The following is a 22,416-nucleotide window of genomic DNA, read 5'->3' on the forward strand; positions in this document are numbered from 1 at the left end:
ACTTGCTCAACAATAGATAATTTAAAGCCTAATGTATAATCTCGCTGAGTACGCTTAACGTCTTTAGTTTTAGTGGTTTTCATAAAATAAGTCCTAAATGTGTAAACACATTTCAGGACAAGACATTAAACGCAAATAAAAAGCCCCGGCTAATGCCAGGGCTTTTTTTCAAAACTTACTTAATTTAAAAATTAAGCTTGTTTTGGACTAGAAACAACGTCTACTAAAGTCCAAGATTTATTCTTAGAAATTGGTGCGCATTCACGGATAGTAACTACGTCACCCGCTTTTGCTGTGTTGTTTTCGTCATGTACGTGTAGCTTAGTAGTACGTTTGATGAATTTCCCATAGATTGGGTGCTTCACGTAACGTGCGATAGCAACAGTGAAAGATTTTTCCATCTTGTCGCTTACTACACGGCCTTGAAGAGTACGAATTTTATCGCTCATTATTGACCTGCCTTCTGGTTAATAATTGTTTTTACACGCGCGATATCGCGACGTACTGTTCTTAGCGTGTGTGTCTGAGCTAACTGACCAGTGCTTGCTTGCATGCGCAGGTTAAACTGCTCACGAAGAAGTCCTAGAAGTTCAGCATTTAGCTCTTCTACGCTTTTGTCTTTTAGTTCGCTTGCTTTCATCACATTACCGTCCGAGTTACGAAAGTTGTTTTGAATGGCAGTTTACGAGCTGCAAGGTCAAACGCTTCACGAGCAAGCTCTTCAGAAACACCTTCCATTTCGTAAAGTACTTTACCAGGCTGAATTTCAGCAACCCAATATTCAACAGAACCTTTACCTTTACCCATACGAACTTCAAGAGGCTTTTCTGTGATCGGCTTGTCAGGGAAGACACGGATCCAGATTTTACCTTGACGTTTCACGTGACGCGTCATAGCACGACGAGCTGCTTCGATTTGACGAGCAGTCATGCGGCCACGACCAGTAGCTTTCAAACCGAAAGTACCGAAGCTTACTTTGTTACCGTTTTGCGCTAAACCGCGGTTGCGGCCTTTGTGCATTTTACGGAATTTTGTACGTTTTGGCTGTAACATTACTCGCTACCTCTACTTAGCACTTTTCTTGGCTTTCTTTGGTGCGCGTTTAGCTGGCTTCTCTTGCTCTTGTACTAGTGGTAAACCACCAATAACTTCGCCTTTGAAGATCCAAACTTTAACACCAATGATACCATAAGTGGTTAAGGCTTCAGAAGTTGCGTAGTCGATATCAGCACGAAGAGTATGTAGAGGTACACGACCTTCACGATACCATTCTGAACGTGCGATTTCTGCGCCGCCAAGACGACCGCTAACTTCAACTTTGATCCCTTTAGAACCGATGCGCATTGCATTTTGTACCGAACGCTTCATAGCGCGACGGAACATAACACGACGCTCTAGCTGAGAGGCAATGCCGTCTGCTACTAGTTGTGCATCTAACTCTGGTTTACGTACTTCAGAAATATTAATCTGAGCAGGTACACCTGCGATCTTAGTTACCGCTTGACGTAGCTTTTCAACGTCTTCGCCTTTTTTACCGATAACAACACCCGGACGAGCCGTGTGAATTGTTACGCGGATCGATTTTGCTGGACGCTCAATAACGATTTTAGACACAGAAGCCGCTTTTAATTCCTTTGTAAGGAAAGTACGTACTTTGTGATCGCCAAAAAGCTGATCAGAGAAATCTTTAGAACTCGCGTACCAGGTAGAAACCCAAGGTTTAGATATACCTAGGCGAATACCAGTAGGATGAACTTTTTGTCCCATTACTTATACTCCTAGCTATCTGAAACCACAACAGTGATGTGGCTTGTACGCTTAAGGATGCGGTCTGCGCGTCCTTTAGCACGTGGCATAATACGTTTCATTGTAGGACCATCGTCCACAAAAATCGTAGTTACACGAAGCTCATCAATGTCAGCACCTTCGTTATGCTCTGCGTTAGCAATAGCAGACTCAAGTACTTTTTTAACTAATACAGCCGCTTTTTTCGGGCTGTACGCCAGGATTTCTAGAGCGCGATCGACAGGTAGTCCGCGGATCTGATCTGCAACTAGACGAGCTTTTTGCGCCGAACCAGAGGCGAATTTATGTTTAGCTAATGCTTGCATTTATCATTCCCCTCTTAGCGTTTCTTCGCTTTCTTATCCGCAGCATGGCCACGGTAAGTGCGAGTTGGTGCAAATTCACCTAGTTTGTGACCGATCATTTCGTCAGAAACGAAAACTGGTACATGCTGGCGACCATTATGGACAGCAATGGTCAATCCGATCATGTTAGGTATGATCATTGAACGACGGCTCCAAGTTTTAATTGGCTTCTTTTCACCGCTTTCCAAAGCTTTCTCTACCTTCTTCAGCAAGTGTAGGTCTATAAAAGGACCCTTCTTGAGAGAGCGTGGCATGGCTATTCCTCAATATTACTTAGTACGACGACGTACTATAAATTTATCCGTACGCTTGTTCTTACGCGTCTTAGCACCTTTAGTAGGCTTACCCCATGGAGACACAGGATGACGACCACCAGATGTACGACCTTCACCACCACCGTGTGGGTGATCAACCGGGTTCATGGCAACACCACGAACTGTCGGACGAATACCACGCCAGCGATTTGCACCTGCTTTACCAAGTGAACGAAGCATATGCTCAGCATTGCCTACTTCACCTAGCGTTGCACGACAATCAGATTGTACTTTACGTACTTCGCCAGAACGAAGACGTAATGTTACGTATTGACCATCACGCGCAAGGATTTGAACGTATGCACCAGCAGAACGTGCGATTTGAGCACCTTTACCTGGTTTTAATTCTACGTTGTGAACAGTCGAACCTACAGGCATGTTACGCATAGGTAATGCATTACCAGGCTTGATTGGTGCATCAACACCAGACTGGATTGCATCGCCAGCTTTTAAGCCTTTAGGTGCGATAATGTAACGACGCTCACCGTCTGCATATAATACAAGAGCGATGTTTGCGCTACGGTTTGGATCATATTCCAAACGCTCAACAGTGGCTGGAATGCCATCTTTAGTACGTTTAAAATCGATTAAACGGTAATGATGCTTATGACCACCACCGATATGACGAACCGTAATACGACCATTGTTATTACGACCACCTGATTTAGAGTTTTTCTCTAATAGTGGTGCGTAAGGTTTACCCTTATGTAAATCTGGGTTAACCACTTTAACTAGGTGACGACGACCCGCAGAAGTTGGTTTACACTTTTGAAGTGCCATAATTCTAACTCCCCTTATTACTCGGCGCCGCCGACAAAGTCTAGCTCGCTACCTTCTTTAAGAGTAACGTAAGCTTTCTTCCAGTCGCTACGACGACCGAAACGCATGCCAGTACGTTTTGTTTTACCCTTAACGTTAAGTGTGCGAACACCCGTTACTTCTACTTCAAAAAGCTTCTCAACTGCTGCTTTAATTTCAGCTTTAGTTGCGTCATTTGTTACTTTAAAAACAATAGTATTGTTTTCTTCAGCAGCAATTGTGCTTTTTTCAGAGATATGTGGAGCAAGGATCACTTTTAAAAGACGTTCTTCACGGATCATGCTAGCGCCTCCTCAAGTTGCTTAACAGCAGCAGCTGTAATAAGTACCTTGTCGAAAGCAATTAAGCTTACAGGATCGATACCAGCTACATCACGCGTGTCAACCTTGTACAGGTTACGTGCCGATAAGAAAAGATTTTCATCTACTTCTTCAGTCACGATAAGAACATCTTTAAGCTCAAGTTCTTTAAGCTTAGAAACTAGTTCTTTAGTCTTTGGTGCTTCAAGACCAAAGCTTTCAACAACGATTAAACGCTCTTGACGAACTAATTCAGATAAGATGCTTTTGATCGCACCGCGGTACATTTTACGGTTTACTTTTTGGCTGTGGTCTTGTGGTTTAGCTGCGAAGCTAACGCCACCTGAACGCCAAATTGGACTACGGATTGTACCAGCACGTGCACGGCCAGTACCTTTTTGAGCCCATGGTTTTTTACCACCACCGCTTACTTCAGAACGTGTCTTCTGAGCACGAGTACCTTGACGAGCACCTGCTGCGTATGCAACAACTACTTGGTGTACTAATGCTTCGTTAAACTCACGTCCAAAAGTAGCTTCAGAAACTTCAAGAGCGCCAGAAGCGTCTTTAATTGCTAATTCCATCACTAAATCTCCAGGACTTATGCTTTAACAGCTGGTTTAACGATAACGTCACCGCCGATAGCGCCAGGTACTGCACCTTTAACTAAAAGCAAGTTACGCTCAGCGTCAACGCGAACTAGTTCTAAGTTTTGAGTCGTTACACGCTCAGCACCCATATGACCGGCCATTTTCTTACCTTTAAACACCTTACCAGGTGATTGGTTTTGACCGATTGAACCAGGAGCACGGTGAGATAGAGAGTTACCGTGAGTAGCGTCTTGCATGCTGAAATTCCAGCGCTTAACACCACCTTGGAAACCTTTACCTTTAGAAGTACCGGTTACGTCAACTTTGTTGATTTCGTTGAATAATTCAACAGTAAGCTCAGCGCCTACTTCAAAATCGCCTTCACCACCATTTAGGCGGAATTCCCACAGACCGCGACCCGCTTCAACACCAGCTTTAGCGAAATGACCCGCTGCTGCTTTGTTTACACGGCTTGCTTTTTTAGTGCCTGCGGTTACTTGAAGCGCGTTATAACCGTCTGTTGCGTCAGATTTGATCTGAGCAATGCGGTTAGGAGTCGCTTCGATAACTGTCACAGGGATAGATACACCATCTTCAGTGAAGATACGTGTCATACCCACTTTACGACCGACTAGACCTAATGCCATTTTCCTATAACCTCTCTAATCTTTCGATTAACCCAGGCTGATTTGAACATCAACACCAGCAGCAAGATCTAAACGCATTAATGCGTCAACAGTCTTGTCAGTTGGTTCTACGATGTCGATCAGACGTTTATGGGTGCGGATCTCGTACTGATCACGCGCATCTTTGTTTACGTGCGGTGAAGTTAGTACAGTAAAACGTTCAAAGCGTGTAGGTAGTGGGATTGGACCACGTACTTGTGCGCCTGTGCGTTTCGCAGTTTCCACGATTTCCGCCGTTGATTGGTCAATCAAACGGTGGTCAAAAGCTTTTAGGCGAATACGAATGCGTTGATTTGACATTCTTAAACCTCAATATAAAGAGCATTTAAAGAGCATAAAAAAACGACCGAAACAATCTTAATAATTAAGATGCCGGTTGTTGATTTATATCTACGATGAGTTCCAAATCGGAACTCCTGTTTATTAGCTTGAAATCCAAGCTTAATTTATCCCTTCAAGTTCCAGATGAATCTTGAAAGCCTGCGTATTATAGTGATATTGGTGATAAATGCAACAACTAATTGCAAATTAATTATGGGTGTAAGGCTGCCCAAATAACCGCCACTGGTTATTTATAGCTAAAATTGAACTGCTCAGCGCCAAATTAGTCTTATGTTTATAATTTAACCGATTACGCAAATTACAGGATTTTATAGATATTATGGTATCCTATGCGCTAATTTTGCTTTTAATACTCTCAATATGGTGAGTCGATGCGTTTATTAAATTATTGTTTGAATTTTCTTACTAGCTGCGTAAGCCGTGTTTTGGTAAAAAGTAAGGTCCTTCCCCAAAGCCCTATAGAGCAATATGGCCTTAATCCTGAACACCCTACTTTTTATATAGTACGTTTAAATTCGCGTTTCGATTTAGCCGCGCTTACTAATGTATGTAAAAAGTATGGTTTGCCTAACCCATGCGAATATCAAACGTTAGGAAACCACGAGTTGGCCCGCTTTATTGGTATTAAAAATCCGCCGCCTTTATTTGGCGATACAGCTAAACCGACTGCCGCTTTATCACAGGGTAAGCAAATAGTTGAGCATTTATTAAATAGCGGGCAAAAGAATGTACAAGTGGTGCCGGTAACTATTTTATGGGGGCGCGACCCAGGTAAAGAAAAGCCAGGTATTCGTACCTTAATTACCCACTCTCTTACGCCTAGTTGGTTTAGAAAATTTTTCGTTGTGCTGTTTTCTGGGCGCGATAACTTTATTCGCTTTAGCCAGCCACTCGATTTATCACTTATCGTGAACGAAAAAGCCGACGTAAATGAGCTACCACAAAAACTATTGCGTGTTGCTCGTGTGCACTTTAAACGCCAAAAACTGGCCGCTACGGGCCCTAAAATGCCCTCGCGCGAGCAACTATTTAACTCACTTTTGGCTTCGCCGACAATAAAAAAAGCAATTCAAGATGAAGCAAAGTCAAAAGGAATAAGCCAAACAGAAGCCCGCCAAAACGCGTTAAAACTACTAGATGAAATTGCCGCTAATTACTCTGAGGCAATGATACGTGTAGGCGACAGAATTTTAACGTGGCTGTGGACTAAGCTTTATAACGGTTTAGATATAAAATACACCGAGCAAATTCATGAGCTAACAAATAAAGGTCACGAGATAATCTATATGCCGTGTCATCGCAGCCACATGGATTACTTGTTACTTACCTATGCCATATACCATCAAGGTTTGGTGCCGCCGCATATTGCCGCGGGCATTAATCTTAACTTTTTCCCTGCCGGTGGTATTTTTCGCCGCTCAGGGGCGTTTTTTATCCGCCGCTCGTTTGCCGGTAATAAACTTTACTCAGCCGTATTTAAAGAGTATTTAAGCCAGCTATTTATTAAAGGTTACTCAGTTAAGTTTTACACTGAAGGCGGGCGCAGCCGCACAGGCCGATTACTACCGCCAAAAACCGGTATGCTCGCCATGACATTGCAAGCAATGCTACGCGGCATAGATCGCCCGGTTTCTATTGTGCCGGTATACATTGGCTATGAACATGTAATGGAAATCAATACCTACTTAAAAGAGCTTGCCGGTAAAGATAAAAAAGGCGAGTCCATTTTTGGTATTTTTAAAGCCATTAAAAACCTTAAAAATTATGGCCGTGGTTACTTAAACTTTGGCGACCCTATTTCTATAAACCAATACTTAAACGACAACCAACCTGATTGGCGCGATGCAATACACCCTACCGATGTGCAAAAGCCGCAATGGCTAGGCCCTCAAGTAGCCGCATTGGCCGACCAAGTAATGGTAAAAATTAATAATGCCGCAGCACTTAACGCTGTGAATTTACTGGCTATGATTTTGCTAGTTAACGACAAGCACGCGTTAAGTAAGCCTAAGCTATTAGCGCAACTAGATTTTTACTTACGCCTACAACGCGATGCAAGCTATAGCGATAAAGTCACTGCCCCCGATGAAACACCAGAGCAACTATTAACGCACGCCATTAAGCTTAATAAGTTTGATGTTATTAGCGATGAATTTGGCGAAATTATTGCAATTAACGATAAAGAAAAAACCCTGTTTAACTATTATCGTAATAATATTTTGCACTTATTTGCTGTGCCAAGCCTTATTGCTTTGCACTTATTTAAGCAACACAGTAGTACGGTTGAGCAATGCCAAAAGCTTGTTTCGGCTTTTTACCCTCTGTTTGCAAAAGAATGGTATTTACAGCCGCTAGATGAAAACTACATAAGCCGTATTTTGGCTAACTTTAGCGATCAAAACTTAATTGAGCTTGATGGCGATACCATTCATGTTACTAACACGAATGATTCGTTAGCCAAACTTGAAATGCTAGGAAGGTCGCTTAGCTTTACGTTGCAACGTTATGCCATTGTTGTGGGCTTTATTCAAACCAGTAACGGAATTGAAAAAGCCGAACTAGAGCGTGAAAGCCAAGTACTGGCAAACCGTTTAGGCACCTTACACGGCATTAAAACCCCGGAGTTTTTTGATAAAAAAGTACTGGTAAGCTTTATTGATAATTTACGCGGTGAGCTGCTCATTACTGAAGGTGAAAATGGTATTCACGGTAGTACACAACTGTGTGAAATATACATGTACTTAAAAACCTTATTACCTGCGCGTATATGGCAATCGGTTAGCGACATAGTGCAAGATCAATGTAATTAGCCGAGCTGCTGTAATTTAAGCTCTAATTAAACACCATTAAAAAGCCTCAACATTTAACATGTTGAGGCTTTTTTGTACGTTTGGTTATTGAACAACAACGCTACATAAAGACTCTTATCTCTTGGCAAAACCTTTAGCGAAAGCACTACTAATTTGCGCATAACAGCCAGTCTATTGCCAGTAAGTCTAATAAAATTAACGCTGTCGCATCACCCCTTCTTGAATCGTTGATGCGACTAAATTACCTTGGCGGTCAAAAAACTGGCCTCTTACCAAGCCTCGCCCAGAACTAGCACTTGGGCTGTCTATGGTATATAAAATCCAATCGTCCATTCTAAATGGGCGGTGGAACCACATAGCATGGTCAATCGTTGCCACTTGCATATTTGGCTGCATAAACGATACGCCATGGGGCTGTAATGCCGTAGGTAAAAACTCAAAGTCAGAGGCATACGCTAATAAGTAATTATGAATGCGTTGATCGTCGGGCATATCGCCATTGGCTTTAATCCAAATGTGCTTTACGGGCTCAATAACCTCTGGCTTAAACGGGTTATGAAAAGTAACCGGGCGCATTTCAATGGGCATTTCGCGTATAAACTTATTACGGATCACCTCGGGTATGTGGTGGGCATTTTCTTGATAAAACTCTAGAGACGAGCGAAGCTCCTCTGGTGGCGGTACATTAGGCATGGTTGCTTGATGCGATAAGCCTTCTTCTTCACCCTGAAACGACGCAGTCATATAAAAAATAGGTTTACCGTATTGAATAGCGCTTACTCGGCGGGTGCTAAAGCTTTTACCATCGCGGATGGTTTCTACGTCGTAAACAATCGGTTTTGCGGCGTCGCCGGGGCGTAAAAAGTAAGAGTGTAATGAATGAACAACACGTCCTTTTGGTAGCGTTTCTTTTGCAGCAGACAACGCCTGCCCCATTACTTGACCACCAAATACCGCTCTAAACCCTAAATCTTGGCTTTGCCCACGATATAAACCTTGTTCAATTTCTTCAAGTGACAATAACGATAATAAATCATCTAATACTTGGCTCATTTGCTGTTCTCTCAATCCCCAGATAAGCTAATGATACTATACAATGCAGCTATGTAAATCTAACTAAATGAGTAACGCTATGAATTATTGGCTATTTAAAACTGAGCCCGATGCTTTTTCGATTGATGATTTAAAAACAGCGCCGCAACAAACCACCCTGTGGGAAGGCGTGCGTAATTATCAGGCACGTAACTTTATGCGTGACGATATAAAATTAGGTGACTTAGTATTTATTTACCACTCTAGCTGCAAACAAGTAGGCGTTGTGGGCATAGCCACTGTTACTAAAGAAGCCTACCCCGACCCAACTCAGTTTGATTTAAATAGTGACTATTACGATGCGAAAGCGACGCCCGACAAGCCACGCTGGTTTGTAGTTGAAGTAACCTATAAAAGCCATTTAAACAAACGCGTAAGCTTAAAAGACATTAAAGCTAACGAGGCAATTACCGAATTAGCCCTTAAAAAAGCAGGCCGTCTTTCGGTAATGCCAGTCACACAAAACGACTGGGAGCAAATCATAGCCATGAGCAATTAAGCTCAGTAAGCAAATATCAAGCTGTAATAGTAGCTAATCATTAACGGGCTAGAGCTTGGCTATGTTTGACCTCATTTGGCCGTGTTTGATACGATCCCCCGCGAGTTATAATTGGGGGATTAATGAAACTACTGTATTGGTTAGATGAATGGTTAACGCTTTGCCATGATGAACAACAAACTAAGCTGCCTATGTGTGGCGGCGACCTACTCGGCGATGTGTATGTAAAATACGACTTTGTTGATTTAAATAAGCCCCTGCTTTTTACTTTTTCCCCCGCGGGGACCAACGTCCAAGAACACGACCTAACCGATGACTTTGCCCCTTGGGGCTATCACTTAGCGCAAAAACAAAATGTTAATGTTATTTCGTTCCAACATTTAGGCAAAAGCAATTGGTTTAGAAGCCGTAATTTAATCTTCTTTTTGGAGCAGTTATCAAGCTTACTTACACCGTTTAAGTGCCGCTTAGGCTATGGCCTTAGTCGCGGTGGTTTTGCTGTTGGCGCGTTTGCAAAATTACTTAAATTAGATCAGGTTTTATTTTTTCATCCTGTTAGCACCAAAAACACCGAAACAGTTCCGTGGGACACCCGCTCCAGCACAGAGCTTGCGCAGCAATTTGATTGGCAAAGTGAGTATAACGACCTCGATTTAGGCCATGCTAAGGGGTATATAATTTATGACCCCACCAATAAAATAGACCGCCTACATGCTAAGCGGTACCCACAACTGACTCATTTAAGAGTGTTTGGCATGGGCCACGGTACCCACGCAAGTTACCTCACCAAATTTGGCTTTTACAAACAAGTGGCTGTTGATTTTATACGCCACCAGCAGATTGATATAGCGCAGTTTCGTTTGCAAACCAAAACCTTGCGCTTAAAAGAAGAGTATTATCAAAGCCTAAATAAGGCAAATGCGAGCTCGCCTCACCGCTTGGCATTATTAAGTACAGCACATCAAATTTTAGCAGATGAAAAAGAAGTGCATGTGCAAGAACATCAGGCCAAAATAGATATTCAGCCGTTAATAGATGTCGCACTTAAACATCAAGATGAACACCCAAATGATGCTATTCAGTTATTAGAAGTTGCCCAACAAATAGTGCCAGATGATCCGCTGGTTGAGCACAAACTCAAGCAGCTAGAATAGACCTATGACGGTTTATTCTTCTTTCTTTTTTTGTGACCATGCTTGGGCACAATCGTAAAATACATAAAAAGTCCCAACCACGAAAAAATAATTACGCCTAATAACCAGCCGTTTTTTTCGTGGCCTTGGGTGCGCTTACTATTAACCACTATCACCACGGGTAATATATAAGCGCTTAAAATAATTATTAAAAATACTACTTCATTCATTATTTAACCTAAGCCTTGTTATTTGGCCAAGCTTTGCCAATCTACTTCATTTGTTAGCACACGTTCAAGGGCAATGTAGTGCAGGATATCGCCCGCATTTACCTTGTAATCAAGTGGCGGATTTAAATCCATATTTTGTGCACTTAAGTTATGCGCCACCCCTAACAAAATAGCATTATAGTCATGCTTAAAATGATGAAATAAAGTACCAAACTCCATCTCTTCGCATTCACTTGGAATAGCTAGGCTAAACTGCGTGTCGCCGTGCAATGTAGATAATAGCTCTTCTTGTACTCGACTCGAGCCTGGGTCTTGCATTGAGCGTACTAAAATCTCAGCCGACTTAGCGCTACTACACTCCACATTTTGGCAATGCTCAAGCAACATATCGACCTTGGTTTCATCTAAAAAGTGCGCGCTAATATGGCACTCATCTTTAACTAAACGACTAATACGCAGTGCCGTTGTAAATGTTTGGTCGTCATCTTGCCCATCAATAATAACTTTGTCGGCACGGCTTATAGCTACACGCTCAAGCTCTTCTAAATCGGTAAAACTTGTTAGGCGGGCAAAGTCGACATTTTCGTTAGTTAAAAATGGGTGATCCATTTGCTCAGTCACCGCCAACAAAATACGGCGGTCGGTACGTTTGGTATCGGCAAGGATATAATCAATCATCTTTTTTGTTCGGGTATCGTGCCAACCAAAAATAATAATGTGGTTGTTACTGTGAGCAAAGTTTTTATCACCAGTCATAGCGCGCCTAATTAAGTAAGTCACTGTTTGCCCTGTTTTTCCTAACAGAACGCCAAATAAAGCTAATCCAAACGGAATTTGTATTAAAGCCACAACCCAACGTCCCAGCTCGCTGGTTGGGCTAAAATCGCCGTAACCCACTGTTGAGGTAGTTACTGTGTAGTAGTAAAAAAAGGTCGTAAACGAGGTAAGCGCTTGCTCATTTGCAATAAATAGCAGCCCCCAAGTCACTAACATATGAGCAAGTATTGCAAGCACCACGGCTTGCCAGCTCAGCTGATCGATATGAGCACGAACAAGTAGCGCTAGCCTCTTAAATATTACCGGCATGATACAAAATCTTTGTTAGTAAATTATCTATAAACAGTACGTTACTGTAAGCCATGCTTTTAAGCAACGTTTAAGCCTTTAAGTAAGGCCAGTTACCCTTTTAGGATTAAATTTTGTTCAACCTATAAGATACTCAGGCCCTAAAATATAAGACTAAATGCGGGTTTGCTAATGTGCTAAGAGCATGATTAATTATAATAAGACTAAAAAACACACAGACACATTATGCTTAATAAAATTGCCACACCGTTTACCAAATTAGTAGAGCGCTACTTACCTGACCCTTTTATATTTGTCATATTGCTGAGCTTAATTACTTTACTCTCTGCCAGTATTTTTACCCCCGCAACACATATTGAAGTTATTAACGCATGGGGGAGTGGTTTTTGGAACCTGCTTAGCTTTGCCATGCAAATGCTGTTAGTGCTGATTACAGGTTACATGCTAGCAAGCACCCCCATTATCAATTCGTTATTAAACAAACTGGCGGCGCTTGCTAATTCAGCGCCAAAAGCGATTATTTTAGTCACGCTTATTTCGCTATTAGCCAGCTGGCTTAATTGGGGGTTTGGCTTAGTTATTGGGGCTTTATTTGCCAAAGCAATTGCAAGGCAAACACAGGTCGATTACCGCCTATTAGTTGCCAGTGCTTATTCTGGCTTTGTGGTGTGGCATGGCGGCTTAGCAGGCTCAATTCCGCTTACGATTGCTACCGAAGGGCACTTTTCACAAAATAGCATTGGCATAATTAGTACCGAGCAAACCCTGTTTGCTGGTTTTAACATAGCAATATTAATTGGCTTATTTATTATTATGCCGTTGGTTAACCGCTACATGCTACCCAGTGATAAAAACAGCGTATATGTAGACCCAGCACTTATTAAAGAGCCCCCGCCCGCACATGAAAAAATTACTCGCCCTGCTCAGCATTTAGAACACACAAAGCTGCTTGGCATTTCGATTGGTTTACTTGGCCTTTGCTATTTAGGGTATTACTTTATAGTTGCAGGCGGTAGCCTAAACCTAAACAGCATTATTGCTGTGTTCTTATTTTTAGCCATTACCTTGCACCAAACACCGCATAACTTGCTTAACAGCTTGCAACAAGCAATTCCTAGCGGTGCGGGTATTGTCATTCAATTTCCGTTTTACGCAGGTATTATGGCTGTGATGGTCGACAGCGGTTTAGCGCAGCAAATATCGCGTGGTTTTATTGCCGTAGCAGATGCCGATAGCTTGACATTTTTTAGCTTTATAAGTGCAGGACTCGTTAATATGTTTGTACCTTCTGGCGGCGGCCAATGGGCAGTACAAGCACCTATTGTTATACCCGCAGCGCAAGAGCTGGGCGCCGATATATCACGCGTTGCTATGGCGGTTGCCTGGGGCGATGCGTGGACCAATTTAATTCAACCCTTTTGGGCATTACCTGTACTGGCAATAGCAGGGTTAAAAGCAAAAGACATTATGGGGTTTTGTGTTGTGCAGTTATTTGTAACGGGGGTATTTATATCGCTAGTGCTGAGCTTTTACTAACCCTTAATAACGCGCAGTATTTAGGTATACTGCGCGTATAGCGATTAGCTCGATAAAATAGTCATCGGCAGACTCAATATTGGATTTTCTGAATCGGCAAAGTGCATCATTACAGCTACATGCCCAGCTACTACAACTGCATACATAACAGCTGAAAAGCCTTGGCCATATTTATCTAGCGGCATTAAGTGTGAGTAGTGGCGGCCTCGCCATTCAAATACGATTTCCAGTGCGCCAACAAACAAAAAGAACACCAGCAACATTAAGCCAAATGTGTAGCTCAGCCATAAGCCAAATAACACACCGAGTAAGCACACACTTAAACCGACCCAAGATCGCATTGAAAAGCTGATACTTTTTAATACATGCCCGCCATCAAGCGGTAAAATAGGCAAAAGGTTAAACAAATTCAATAAGGCACTGAGTACTGCAACGCCGGCAAATATGTCCATTTCGGTGGCGTAATATAAAACCACACCCAGCACAGAGGTAAACAAACCAAACGCTGGCCCCATGAGGGATATAACTACATCTTGCCAACGTGTTGTTATTTTATCGTCACTAACAGCCAATCCGCCTACAAAGGGAATAAGGTAAATACCCTTGGTTTTTATGCCAAAATATTTCATGGCTCTAACGTGTCCGTACTCATGTACCACTAAACAGGCAATTAGCATCAGCGCAAATTCAATACTAAATAACCAGGCATAGCCGGCAACCGATGCACTTGCTAAAGCCACTTTAATTACTTTTGCACTTTTAAATAATTTAAAGCCCAATGCCGCTAGCCCTAAAAAGCCTTTTTTGGGCTGGCTATTTACTGGCGCAGGCAAAGCTAGTTCAGTAGCAAACACACCATCAACAAATAACGATAAAGACTGCTCATGAACATGTGAGCTATCAATCCCTATTTGCTTATTATCTAAAGTAAATTCGGCGTAATGCTCTTTGGGTGTTGTAAAGCTTATGGCCTGTTGATTGTGAAATATTTGTACTATTTTATGCCCAGATACCATTAGCGTTAATGGTTGCTCTGCAAGCATGAGATCGATTTTTATCATGACTAAAACCAGTTAAAACAATGGCGCTAGTATACCGATGAATTTAAAAAACACGAATTGCCTTAAACCATAAGCGCAAAAGCACTTCGAAGATAAAAAATAATATAAAACTAGGCTGACAAAAGGCTGATCAGGCGCTATTTTTACAGTACTAATATATTAAGCAGTTACAAGGATAGAGCATGTCGATTTCGGTACCCAATATTTTAGTTGTGGATGACTCAAAGGCGATTTTAATTGTTATGGAGGCCATTTTAAATGAGCTAGGAGTCTCGAATAAAGTTACAAAATGCCTGAGTGCTCAGCAAGCGCTAACTCACGTAATTGATGATATAAACTTTTACGATATTGTATTTACAGACTTAAACATGCCTGAAATGGATGGTATGGAGTTTATAAGAAAACTAGGCGAGCTTAATTTTACAGGCGCAGTAGTTATAATTTCGGAGATGGATCATAAGGTTATCAACCTAGCTGCCAATTTAGCGCGTCATAGCAATATTCATTTAGTCGCAAATTTAGCTAAACCCGTGCAACTTAGCCAAGTAAAAACCGTTTTACAAAAAGCAAAGCATTTAGCAGTACATAACGACCTTTCTCATGCCTCTATTTCAGAAAAAGCATTGCATGAGGCAATCAATTTAAACGAGATAATCCCTTACTATCAGCCAAAAATAAATTCTCAAACCAGTGAAATAGAAAGTATTGAGGTGCTAGCGCGCATCGTTAAAACGCACACTGGCGAAATTATCTCGCCCAATCGGTTTATTTCGTTATCGGAGCAATCGGGGTTAATTAATCAAATTACCTTTAGCTTATTTGAGCAAGCCACCAGCGATTTAAAAGCTATACGTACAAACATTGCTGCGCATCTAAAACTGGCTTTTAACCTATCTCCCACACAATTAGATGATTTAAGCTGCCCCAACAAGCTGATGCTTATACTACAGCTCAATGAGCTATCACCGAGTGATATAATTTTAGAGATTACCGAGCAACATGCGCTGTCTAGCCTTTCTCAGCTAGAAACCTTAAACAGATTAAGAATGCATGGCTTTGGCATATCATTGGATGACTTTGGGGTTGGCTTTACCAACATGAACCAGATTAAGCGCCTGCCTTTTACTGAAATAAAAATTGACCGTACACTTATTAGTAATATTGAAACAGATCAGTTTTCGCAAGTGGTGGTCAGCTCACTGGTTGATATTGCCAGCCAAGAGCAATTAGCTCTTGTGGCCGAAGGCGTAGAGCGCGCCGAAGAATCACTCTACTTAAAAAACTACCGCACTAATTTAGCCATGCAAGGGTTTTTGTTTACCTGCCCTAAAGCCAAAGACGATTTTATAGAGTGGGCACTAAACTGGGTAAATACGACGGGGGGCACAATTAAACGCTAACCTTCAACCCCGTCGTAATTATTTATTATCTCGGGGCGTGTCGTCATCTTCACTAACTATGTGCTCGCTGCTTGCTAAACGCTGGCGCCAGCGCTGCTTGGCAACCATGCGCATATTGGTCGATTGGTCGCGCTCATCAACAATTTCAAGCCCCATAAGGGCTTCTATCATATCCTCTAGGGTTACAATGCCTTGAACATCACCGTATTCATCAACAATTAAACATATGTGAGTACGCTGTTTAAGTAAGGTTTGTAGTAGCGATGACACATTATGCCCTTCGGGTACCGTATGAATAGGCTTAACTAATTTGCTAATTTTATAATCGGTACCTAAGCGGTGATAAGCCAACATAATATCGTTTTTATGCACAAAGCCAATTATGTCATCGGCGTCTTTATCAAACACTAACACGCGCGAAAATGATGACGAGCCGTGCTCGCTCATGTACTGATCGACCGTTAACCCTTTATGTACTTTATACAGCACAGTACGCGGCGTCATTAAGTCGGTTAATTTCGCATGCCTAAAATGTAAAAGGTTGCGGATTATTTCTGACTCATCGGCATGGATTGCCCCTGTTTCGGTGCCTATATCTGCCATGGCTTCTATTTCTTGGCGAATATAAAAAGCCTCATCGTGCTTGGCCCCCATTAAATTAGTAAGCTTTTGAGCAAGCCACACAAATGGTTTTAGCGATATCACTAAAAAGCGTAAAGAATAGGTCACGCTAGGGGTTAAGGCACGCCAATAATTGGCCCCTAAGGTTTTTGGAATAATCTCTGAAAGTACTAATACTAAAAGTGTCATTATGGCAGAGGCAATTCCTACTGCCGCATCTGAAAAAACCACAGCGGCTTGCGCACCCACACCTGCAGCACCGGCGGTATGGGCCACTGTGTTAAGCGTTAGTATTGCAGCAAGCGGTTGATCTACATTATTTTTTAGTTTTTCGAGCTGCTTTGCAAGTTCAGGCTGTTTTTTGCGTAATAGCGCCACATAGCTGGGCGAAATACTTAACAGTACAGCTTCCATTACAGAGCATAAAAAAGAAATAACGATGGCAGCAACCATGTACACAATCAGTAAAGTCACTTTTTCTCCGATGAGTTGAACATATGGGCATGGTAACAATACATGCTATATTTGGCCAAATAACTATCAATAATAGGCACAAATATGAGAATTAGCTCACCTTGGACCACAAAAAATAAATTACTAAAACAAGCAGCTACCTTTTTTGCTCTTGGCAGCTTGAGCTTGACAGCAATAGCAGCCCCGCTTGATAAATCAAATATCGAGTTTATTGGCCCTTTAGGCGAAAACATGCAAGTTAAGCCATTTCAAACACCACACGGCCAAGTCATTATTAATAACTTATTAGAGCAGTTGCAACGTAATACGCAAAGTGTGTCTGTATTTGGTAAAAAGCATAGCTGGCAGCCGTTTAATAAAGTAAACGCACTTACTTTAGGTGGCCTACAAGCGCTTAAGTTCAATATTGAAACAACCCGCTATAGCCAAGGCACATTAACTATAAAAGGGATAGAGAACGCTCAGTTGTTTATTGATGCCAAGCTTCAAAAAGGCGATAACCACACATACTCTTTATCTTTAACTAATGGCTCTCATAGTGTGATTGTAGTGGCGCAACAAGTGGCTAACTGGAACAACGTTTCTCTCGACTTTGAACCCAAAGCTGACACTGACAACATTACAATTAACACCTCTACAACTAAGCGACTTTCAGCCGAGCAACTTTTTGATGCACCCACCATTAGTGGACTTTCTTTAGCGCCCGATGCTAAGCAATACGTTACCAGCACACGCAGCTATTCAAATAAAACAGCTAACCAAGCAAACGTGGTAACTGAGCTTAAAAATAGCCAAAATCAAACCTTGTATCGCTTTGAAGGCCAGCAACCAAGCAATATGGTATGGAGCCCCAATAATCAATTTTTAGTTTATATGCTAGGGAGTGAGCTAAAACAGCTAAACCGTAAAAACCTCAGCATTAAAACATTGGCCAGAGAACTTGAAGGCGCAAGTAACTTTAATTTTTATGATAATAACAGTCTTATTTTTAGCTGGTCTAAAACCCCCGAAGGCAACAACAGCTTAACTAAGCACTACAAAGGCCTTCAAGATAGATGGTCATACGCACGCAATGTAAGTCAGCTCTATATGTTAGACACCAACAGCGGCTTAACCAAAGCGCTTAGCCAAGGCCCTATTTCGCATAGCTTTGAAGATGCAAACACTAATCGTGGCAAAGTATTAATGAGCCGCCAAGTTATGGTTATGCAAGCCACCACCCACCCAGAAACTGAACTGGTGGAACTTGACTTACAATCGAATAAAATAACGTCTTTTGGTAAATTTAAAACCTTTAACCATGCAAAGTACGCCAACAAAGATGTGTACGTTGTTGCTGGCCCAGATTTTAAAAATGGCGCAGGCCGTGCCCTTCCAAAAGGGATGTTAGCTAATAATTACGACGGCCAATTATACTTACTTAGCGATAACGGTAAAAACGTAAAAGCGCTTAGTAAGCAGTTTGACCCCGCTATAGGTGAATTACATGTGCTTGATAATGGCGATGCGCTTATAAAAGTAACAGAGCAAGATACCCAACCTTTGTATTTATATGACTTGAGCAAACAGCGCTTTAAAAAACTTAATACGGGTTTAGATATCGTTGAGCAATTTAGCTACTCGCACGAGAGAAACCCGCAAGTGCTACTAAGCGGTACCACAGCATCCACGCCTCAGCAGCTTAAACGATTAAATATAAGTAAAAATAAAACAGACCTAATCTGGGACTCTAAGCCGCTTGCCTACGCTAATACACAAATACCGACTCTGGAAGAGTTTAACTTTACAAATAAAGACGGCGTAGAAATTACAGGGCGTGTGTACATACCTACTAACTTAGATAAAACTAAAAAACACCCTGCACTTGTCTATTACTACGGTGGCACCTCACCGGTTACCCGTGGTTTTACAGGGCGCTACCCATTTAACTTGTGGGCAGCAAATGGCTATGTTGTTTATGTATTACAGCCAACAGGAGCAACTGGTTTTGGGCAAACATTTTCTGCTCAGCACGTTAACGCCTGGGGCGATTATACCGCTAGCGATATAATGCAAGGTACACACGCCTTTTTAAAAAAATACGATTTTGTTGATAGCAAAAAAGTGGGTAATTTAGGCGCCTCATACGGAGGCTTCATGACCATGCTACTTGCCACCAAAACAGACATGTTTAGTGCATCTATTGCGCATGCGGGTATATCAAACTTAACCTCGTATTGGGGCGAAGGTTGGTGGGGGTATTTATACTCAGGCGAAGCATCAAAAAATAGCTTTCCGTGGAATAACGCTTCGCTTTATAGCGATCACAGCCCTGTATTTCATGCCGATAAAGTAACGACCCCTTTACTACTGTTACACGGCGATAGCGATACCAATGTACCTGTTGGTGAAAGCTTAACCATGTATACCGCCTTAAAGCTTTTAAATAAAGACGTAGAGCTTATTGAATATAAAGGCGCCGACCATCAAATTTTTGCTCGTGATAAACGCTTTGATTGGTGGAACACCATGCTTGCTTATTTTGATAAACAACTAAAAGGCGAACCACAGTGGTGGGACGCAATGTATTCAGATAAGTAACACAGCGCTCAGCACATTTTTAGCTAAATGTGCTGAGCTTACTCACATAAACAGCAACCTTAGGTAAGCCGCCTTTTATATCTGAAACATAAAGTTACCGAAAAGTTACACCGCCCCCTTCTCAGCATTTAACGATTGGTGCTACCATACAGAGCTATAAATATACAAAAATAAGTCCTATGGCAATTAACGTTTTATTGGTTGAAGACGACGAGCTACTCGTTAAGCGCATCCAAAATCACTTTACAGACACCGAATTTTCGATAGAAATAGACCCCACAGGTGCCGATGCCCTAAACATAGTTAGGCAACGCGTAAACCTGCGCAGTGCTATTTCTCTTGCCATTATTGATATTGTATTACCCAAGCGTGATGGGTTGCAGCTTGCCAAAGAGCTCAACACTTTGACCGATATTGGCGTGATTGTTTTATCTAGCCGCGACTCTCAAGCCGATCGTATTGCAGGGCTTGCACAAGGTGCTGATGACTATATTTGTAAGCCTGTTGATTTATTAGAACTTGAGCTGCGCATGCGCGCACTTTATAAACGTATTGCAATTAATCAAGACGATGATGAAAGCGAAGAGTTTATAGAATACGCCGACTTTAAGCTCCATCCCGATAACCGTACATTAATTACCTCATCAGGTATTGAATCGCGCTTAACCGAAGCCGAGCACAAAGTGCTAATTTGTTTAATTAGCAACGCAGGCAAAGCAACCTCGCGAGAAAAAATATCAGAAGAAATAGGCCAACCAGATTGGAGCCCGAATGACCGTACTGTGGATGTTTTAATTGGCCGTTTGCGTAAAAAACTATACGATGAAAAAGACCAAAAACGCATTGTAACCGTGCGCGGTAAAGGTTATATGCTCTCAATTTAGCGCATTAAAATTTTAAACGCAGAAAAACGCAGCAAGCACCGAGCTTAGCACCTTAAAATAATTAAGCATTGTTGCGGTTCGGTATTATTTCCAGTAGCGTTTAGTTTATTTAGTTAACTGCGCTAGTAACCGCTCAAAAGCACGATAATTTAGCGCCTCTTTTAGCTCTTCTAAACTAATATGCTCTGCACCTTTTAAATCACTAATAGTACGCGCCACTTTAATAACCCTATGGTATGAGCGCGGCGATAACGACAGCTTTTCGCTAGCGCGTGCTAAAAACTGCAACTCAGCAGGGGCTAAAGTGCAATGTATATTCATTTCTTTATTATTTAATCGTGCATTAACCTTACCTTGGCGCTTTAGCTGTGCACTGTAGGCCGCTTCTACTCGGGCTCTTACTTGGGCGCTGGTTTCTTCAGGCTCGGTACTTTGTAGCTCAACACTGGTTAGTCGCGGCAGCTCTATTTGTAAATCGATACGGTCTATAAACGGGCCTGATACGCGCGATAAATAGCGCATCACTTGGTCAGGTGTTGCTCGCTTATCATTATGACACCCTGTAGGGCTTGGGTTTAGTGCGGCTATAAGCTGAAACTGCGCCGGAAACTCCATTTGCCTTGCTGCCCGCGAAATAACCACCGAGCCGGTTTCCATGGGTTCACGCAGCGAATCAAGTACCTTACGTTCAAATTCTGGAAGCTCGTCCAAAAATAACACCCCGTTATGCGCAAGTGAAATTTCACCCGGTTTAGGGTTTGAAGAGCCACCAACTAAAGCGACTGCCGAGCAAGTGTGGTGTGGGTTTCGAAAAGGTCGTTGGCGCCAATTATTTAAATCAATTGATTGGCCAATAATAGAATACAGTGCAGCCGTTGATATTGCCTCATCGTCTGACATGGTTGGCATTATCGTCGCCATACGCTGCGCTAGCATAGATTTACCCGTGCCAGGTGGACCTAAAAAAAGTAGGTTATGGCCTCCAGCGGCGGCTATTTCTAGCACTCGCTTAGCACCGGGTTGGCCTTTAACATCACTTAAATCGAGTAAAAAGTCGGGAGACTGGGCGCAGTCTGGGTATTCAATATTTAAAGGTAGCGGCTGCTGATTTAATAAATCCCCCCATACTTCTTGTAACGAGTTAACCGCTTTACGCTTAACGCCGTTCACCAAACTTGCGAGGCTATCGTTGGTAAAAGGTAAAAAGCAGCAACGGTTTTGCTCTTTTGCAGCAAGTACAGAAGGCAAAATGGCATTAACTCCCCGCACTTCACCATTAAGGGCAAGCTCACCGTAAAATTCATATTTATGTATATCTGGACACACTACCTGCCCCGAGGCCACTAAAATACCTACGGCAATGGCTAAGTCAAAACGCCCGCCATCTTTAGGTAAATCGGCAGGGGCTAAATTTACGGTAATACGTTGATCAGGAAAACCAAATTGAGAGTTTTCTAGGGCGCTACGCACCCTGTCTTTTGATTCTTTAACTGAGGCCTCTGGCAGCCCAACAATATTAAATGCCGGTAAACCATTACCTAGGTGTACTTCTACAATAACCTCGGGGGCGTTTATACCCACTTGGGCACGAGAATAGATTCGAGCTAGCGACATTCCTTATCCTAATTAATGGTTTAATTAATTAGTTTAGTCAGAATATTTAAAAACGTGTACTGTGATTTGTGTTAACACCAAGCGACTTTGTCGTATCTTAATTACCAAGCAATTCTGTCGTAATTGCTAATTACCAAGGGAAACTGTCGGTCTCTTTTTTACATGTTTGTTAGTGTTCTTGTTTTTGAATACTAGA

Annotated in this window: 24 protein-coding genes; 7 read left to right on the forward strand and 17 right to left on the reverse strand. The window is 42.1% G+C overall.

All coding sequences use genetic code 11. The features are described 5' to 3' along the window. Positions 1-191: 191 nt before the first annotated feature. The 11 genes from rpsQ to rpsJ are packed head-to-tail and all read right to left on the reverse strand — an operon-like array spanning position 192 to position 5,158. Positions 192-449 (reverse strand): 30S ribosomal protein S17, encoded by a 258-nt coding sequence (rpsQ, locus tag PSI06_RS17985; RefSeq protein ID WP_004588693.1) that lies wholly within the window; start codon positions 447-449, stop codon positions 192-194. After that, on the reverse strand, positions 449-640 hold the full coding sequence (gene rpmC / locus PSI06_RS17990) for a 50S ribosomal protein L29 (protein WP_004588692.1): 192 nt from the start codon (positions 638-640) through the stop codon (positions 449-451). Before rpmC ends, rpsQ begins: the two co-directional genes overlap by 1 nt. After that, on the reverse strand, positions 640-1,053 hold the full coding sequence (gene rplP, locus PSI06_RS17995; RefSeq protein ID WP_002957890.1) for a 50S ribosomal protein L16: 414 nt from the start codon (positions 1,051-1,053) through the stop codon (positions 640-642). Before rplP ends, rpmC begins: the two co-directional genes overlap by 1 nt. Before the next feature lie 12 nt (positions 1,054-1,065). After that, positions 1,066-1,767: a 30S ribosomal protein S3 gene (gene rpsC, locus PSI06_RS18000; RefSeq protein ID WP_004588691.1), complete on the reverse strand. Its 702-nt coding sequence runs from the start codon at positions 1,765-1,767 to the stop codon at positions 1,066-1,068. Between the two features lie 11 nt (positions 1,768-1,778). Beyond that, positions 1,779-2,111 (reverse strand): 50S ribosomal protein L22, encoded by a 333-nt coding sequence (gene rplV / locus PSI06_RS18005; RefSeq protein WP_004588690.1) that lies wholly within the window; start codon positions 2,109-2,111, stop codon positions 1,779-1,781. A gap of 14 nt (positions 2,112-2,125) precedes the next feature. Beyond that, positions 2,126-2,404: a 30S ribosomal protein S19 gene (gene rpsS / locus PSI06_RS18010; RefSeq protein ID WP_004588689.1), complete on the reverse strand. Its 279-nt coding sequence runs from the start codon at positions 2,402-2,404 to the stop codon at positions 2,126-2,128. A gap of 15 nt (positions 2,405-2,419) precedes the next feature. Beyond that, entirely contained in the window at positions 2,420-3,244 is an 825-nt protein-coding gene (rplB, locus tag PSI06_RS18015) for a 50S ribosomal protein L2 (RefSeq protein WP_004588688.1), read from the reverse strand. 17 nt (positions 3,245-3,261) lie between these two features. Next, positions 3,262-3,564 (reverse strand): 50S ribosomal protein L23, encoded by a 303-nt coding sequence (gene rplW, locus PSI06_RS18020; RefSeq protein WP_004588687.1) that lies wholly within the window; start codon positions 3,562-3,564, stop codon positions 3,262-3,264. Beyond that, positions 3,561-4,166 carry a 50S ribosomal protein L4 gene (gene rplD, locus PSI06_RS18025; RefSeq protein ID WP_004588686.1) on the reverse strand — a complete coding sequence of 202 codons (606 nt, stop codon included), beginning with the start codon at positions 4,164-4,166 and terminating at the stop codon, positions 3,561-3,563. The genes rplW and rplD overlap by 4 nt, the downstream gene beginning before the upstream one ends. Before the next feature lie 17 nt (positions 4,167-4,183). Next, positions 4,184-4,819 carry a 50S ribosomal protein L3 gene (rplC, locus tag PSI06_RS18030; protein ID WP_004588685.1) on the reverse strand — a complete coding sequence of 212 codons (636 nt, stop codon included), beginning with the start codon at positions 4,817-4,819 and terminating at the stop codon, positions 4,184-4,186. A gap of 27 nt (positions 4,820-4,846) precedes the next feature. Continuing rightward, on the reverse strand, positions 4,847-5,158 hold the full coding sequence (gene rpsJ / locus PSI06_RS18035; RefSeq protein ID WP_002957900.1) for a 30S ribosomal protein S10: 312 nt from the start codon (positions 5,156-5,158) through the stop codon (positions 4,847-4,849). A gap of 413 nt (positions 5,159-5,571) precedes the next feature. Between rpsJ and plsB the strand changes: the two genes are divergently transcribed. Then, positions 5,572-8,010: a glycerol-3-phosphate 1-O-acyltransferase PlsB gene (gene plsB, locus PSI06_RS18040; protein ID WP_004588684.1), complete on the forward strand. Its 2,439-nt coding sequence runs from the start codon at positions 5,572-5,574 to the stop codon at positions 8,008-8,010. Positions 8,011-8,205: 195 nt separating this feature from the next. Here plsB and tesB read toward each other — a convergent pair whose 3' ends face one another. Then, on the reverse strand, positions 8,206-9,063 hold the full coding sequence (gene tesB, locus PSI06_RS18045) for an acyl-CoA thioesterase II (protein WP_004588683.1): 858 nt from the start codon (positions 9,061-9,063) through the stop codon (positions 8,206-8,208). A 79-nt stretch (positions 9,064-9,142) separates the two neighbouring features. Here tesB and PSI06_RS18050 point away from each other — a divergent pair, with 79 nt between their 5' ends. Both PSI06_RS18050 and PSI06_RS18055 read left to right on the forward strand, forming a co-directional pair. Further along, entirely contained in the window at positions 9,143-9,601 is a 459-nt protein-coding gene (locus PSI06_RS18050; protein WP_029773519.1) for an EVE domain-containing protein, read from the forward strand. Between the two features lie 122 nt (positions 9,602-9,723). Continuing rightward, positions 9,724-10,755 (forward strand): cytosolic protein, encoded by a 1,032-nt coding sequence (locus PSI06_RS18055; RefSeq protein WP_273604551.1) that lies wholly within the window; start codon positions 9,724-9,726, stop codon positions 10,753-10,755. A 2-nt stretch (positions 10,756-10,757) separates the two neighbouring features. Here the strand turns inward: PSI06_RS18055 and PSI06_RS18060 are convergent, their stop codons facing one another. Then, positions 10,758-10,964, reverse strand: a complete 207-nt coding sequence (locus tag PSI06_RS18060) for a PLDc N-terminal domain-containing protein (protein WP_004588680.1) — start codon at positions 10,962-10,964, stop codon at positions 10,758-10,760. 18 nt (positions 10,965-10,982) lie between these two features. Continuing rightward, complete coding sequence (locus PSI06_RS18065) at positions 10,983-12,050, reverse strand: potassium channel family protein (RefSeq protein WP_024031979.1); 1,068 nt, start codon at positions 12,048-12,050, stop codon at positions 10,983-10,985. A 225-nt stretch (positions 12,051-12,275) separates the two neighbouring features. Between PSI06_RS18065 and PSI06_RS18070 the strand changes: the two genes are divergently transcribed. After that, positions 12,276-13,586, forward strand: a complete 1,311-nt coding sequence (locus tag PSI06_RS18070; protein WP_273604550.1) for a short-chain fatty acid transporter — start codon at positions 12,276-12,278, stop codon at positions 13,584-13,586. A gap of 44 nt (positions 13,587-13,630) precedes the next feature. On the opposite strand, the gene PSI06_RS18075 is transcribed toward PSI06_RS18070, so the two are convergent. Continuing rightward, positions 13,631-14,647, reverse strand: coding sequence for a metalloprotease (locus PSI06_RS18075; protein ID WP_273604549.1), 1,017 nt, complete (start codon positions 14,645-14,647; stop codon positions 13,631-13,633). Positions 14,648-14,829: 182 nt separating this feature from the next. Between PSI06_RS18075 and PSI06_RS18080 the strand changes: the two genes are divergently transcribed. Next, complete coding sequence (locus PSI06_RS18080) at positions 14,830-16,047, forward strand: EAL domain-containing response regulator (protein WP_273605052.1); 1,218 nt, start codon at positions 14,830-14,832, stop codon at positions 16,045-16,047. 18 nt (positions 16,048-16,065) lie between these two features. Here PSI06_RS18080 and PSI06_RS18085 read toward each other — a convergent pair whose 3' ends face one another. Continuing rightward, positions 16,066-17,142, reverse strand: a complete 1,077-nt coding sequence (locus PSI06_RS18085) for a CNNM domain-containing protein (RefSeq protein WP_004588675.1) — start codon at positions 17,140-17,142, stop codon at positions 16,066-16,068. Positions 17,143-17,226: 84 nt separating this feature from the next. Here PSI06_RS18085 and PSI06_RS18090 point away from each other — a divergent pair, with 84 nt between their 5' ends. Beyond that, positions 17,227-19,722: an alpha/beta hydrolase family protein gene (locus PSI06_RS18090; protein ID WP_273604547.1), complete on the forward strand. Its 2,496-nt coding sequence runs from the start codon at positions 17,227-17,229 to the stop codon at positions 19,720-19,722. A gap of 179 nt (positions 19,723-19,901) precedes the next feature. Further along, entirely contained in the window at positions 19,902-20,606 is a 705-nt protein-coding gene (locus PSI06_RS18095; protein WP_004588673.1) for a response regulator transcription factor, read from the forward strand. Positions 20,607-20,711: 105 nt separating this feature from the next. Here the strand turns inward: PSI06_RS18095 and PSI06_RS18100 are convergent, their stop codons facing one another. Continuing rightward, complete coding sequence (locus tag PSI06_RS18100) at positions 20,712-22,220, reverse strand: YifB family Mg chelatase-like AAA ATPase (RefSeq protein ID WP_004588672.1); 1,509 nt, start codon at positions 22,218-22,220, stop codon at positions 20,712-20,714. Between the last annotated feature and the right edge of the window lie 196 nt (positions 22,221-22,416).

The sequence above is a fragment of the Pseudoalteromonas sp. GABNS16E genome, assembly GCF_028598715.1.
GTDB classification, from domain to species: Bacteria; Pseudomonadota; Gammaproteobacteria; order Enterobacterales; family Alteromonadaceae; genus Pseudoalteromonas; species Pseudoalteromonas atlantica.